The following is a 2,193-nucleotide window of genomic DNA, read 5'->3' on the forward strand; positions in this document are numbered from 1 at the left end:
GCCTTCAGTCGGGTAAAGCAGGAGTGTTACCACTCCTGCCTCCCCTAAGAACCGTACTTGAGAGTCACCCCTCATACGGCTCAAGCCTTCCAGCAGCCTGAGTGAGACTGGGTAACCTGACGATGCGCTCTTCGGCGCTCAAGGTAAAACGTCCATGCCGGATCGAACGGGTTCGCTGCACTGCATATTTTGATATGCCGCACGATCGAAACACTGGCGGCGGCATACAGCCAAGCGGGTTGACTCATGCCGCGCGCTTTCTCCTGGGTGGCGAAAACCCAGTGCCGTTGACCCACGACACGAAAGTAGCGTTGTTTTACCCAATGGGCACTTTTCATGGCGTGCCGGCGAACTGCCCAGCGCCATAACACTTGCCAAATCTGATGGTCGATCCATGCGAAACGCTTGGCGGCGACAACATGGCGATGATACATGGCCCATCCTCGGATCACCGGGTTCAGGGTCAAGATCAAGTTAGCTTGAGTCGCCGTCTTGTTTGCGTTCGCGATTTCCCGCACCTTATCCAGCAATGCCTTCACACTCTTGCGAGCCGGAGTGATGAGTAGCTTGCCGGCGTACTTGCGTACGTTCTGGCCCAGAAAATCGAAGCCTTGCGAGATATGCGTTATCTGAGTCTTTTCATCAGAGAGTTCCAAGCCTCGCTCTTTCAGGAACGCCTCAATTGCAGGACGAACCTGATGTTGCAAAACAGCTTTCGTGGCCCCTGTGATGATGAAGTCATCGGCATATCGTACGACGTGTATCTTGAATGGCTTACGCTTGCGCGCTGTCGAAGCCACGCTTGCATAGACGACATCTTCCAGGCCATCCAGCGTCCAATTCGCAAGTACCGGAGAGATGATCCCCCCTTGCGGGGTTCCTGCCTCCGTTGCGAACAAGGCTCCCTGATCGACATACCCCGCTCGAAGCCATTTGCGCAGAACCACCTTATCCATGGGTACGTTGGTGAGCAGCCAATCGTGACTGATATTGTCGAAGCAGCCTCGAATGTCACCTTCAAGCACCCAATGCGCCGAACCACGTTTCGCTAGTGCATTGAAGCAGTGTGCGATTGCATCGGCAGTGGATCGCTGCGGCCGAAATCCATAGGAGTTGGGATCTGCACGCGTTTCGGCAACCGGCTCAAGTGCCAGTTTCCACAGCGCCTGCATCGCACGATCCCGCATCGTTGGAATCCCCAGCGGACGCTTCTTGCCATTGCTTTTGGGTATGTAGATGCGTCTCAGCGGTTGAGGCCGATAGCCCCGATGCTGTAACGCTTGTGCTCCCGTCGATTTGGCCACCGGAGTCGACCAGATCTTGCCATCAACGCCCGGTGTTCTCTTGCCTCTGTTTTCCGTCACTCGCTTCACGGCCAACATTTTGCCGCTGAACGAGCGAGTCAGCAGTCGCTGCAAGGCTTGCACCTTGCCCCACCTGCCTTCTCGTGTTGCCTTGGCGATACGGACCTGGAGTCGTTTCACTTGCGACTCGATCTGGTTCCAGTGTTGGGGCCAGGCCGATATGAAGTTCGAAGGCGCACCAGTGCTCGCCGTTGCTTGCGCATTGGGTGCGAGCACTGCCATCTGCTTTCCTCCGTGCAACGATTGATCAGGTTTTCTCGCCATGGAAGACCGTGTGGAAGTCTGCTCGCTTTCGCGCCAGATGATGTTTCAATCTGTATTCACCCCATTACAGGGTGACCTTCGCTTTTTCCACATTCCTTTACCCGCAGCATCAACAGCTTGCTTTACAGCTCACCTGCCGAAGTCGGCAACGCTACGGGCTTACCCTGTTCCGCATGGATTTCCGAACGGGTCGGGCTCCTCGATTTCGCCGGCGGCACCACATCCACGAGGGGCTATCGGTAAGAGCCCCTGCCTGGCCGCGCACCTTTTGGTACAAGCCTGTCAGCATCTTTGGCTTGGCTACTATGACGACGTTTATATGAGGTTCACTTGTGTTAGCCGTACCTGTTCATCCCTAGCGCCTCTCCGCCTTGATGCTGGCAGATTCAGTCTGGCCTCGCGGTTCGACCTACCGAAATATCGGCGGTTACATTGTCCCCAGAGCTTCAGACCCGGCTGTTACCGGCCACGCCTGTCTGGGTAGGGAACGAGTGGTGGAACAGTCGGTTCCGTCGGGCGTTAACCTGCGGAACAGAAACCCATGCGACTTTCAGGTCGCACTGCC

The 2,193-nt window shown here is 56.1% G+C and carries 1 protein-coding gene; it reads right to left on the bottom strand.

What is annotated here, in order from left to right:
- Positions 1 to 80: 80 nt before the first annotated feature.
- Positions 81 to 1,586, bottom strand: a complete 1,506-nt coding sequence (ltrA, locus tag BM275_RS21955) for a group II intron reverse transcriptase/maturase (RefSeq protein ID WP_017246414.1) — start codon at positions 1,584 to 1,586, stop codon at positions 81 to 83.
- Between the last annotated feature and the right edge of the window lie 607 nt (positions 1,587 to 2,193).

Origin of the sequence: Stutzerimonas kunmingensis (genome assembly GCF_900114065.1) — a bacterium.
Lineage (GTDB): Bacteria > Pseudomonadota > Gammaproteobacteria > Pseudomonadales > Pseudomonadaceae > Stutzerimonas > Stutzerimonas kunmingensis.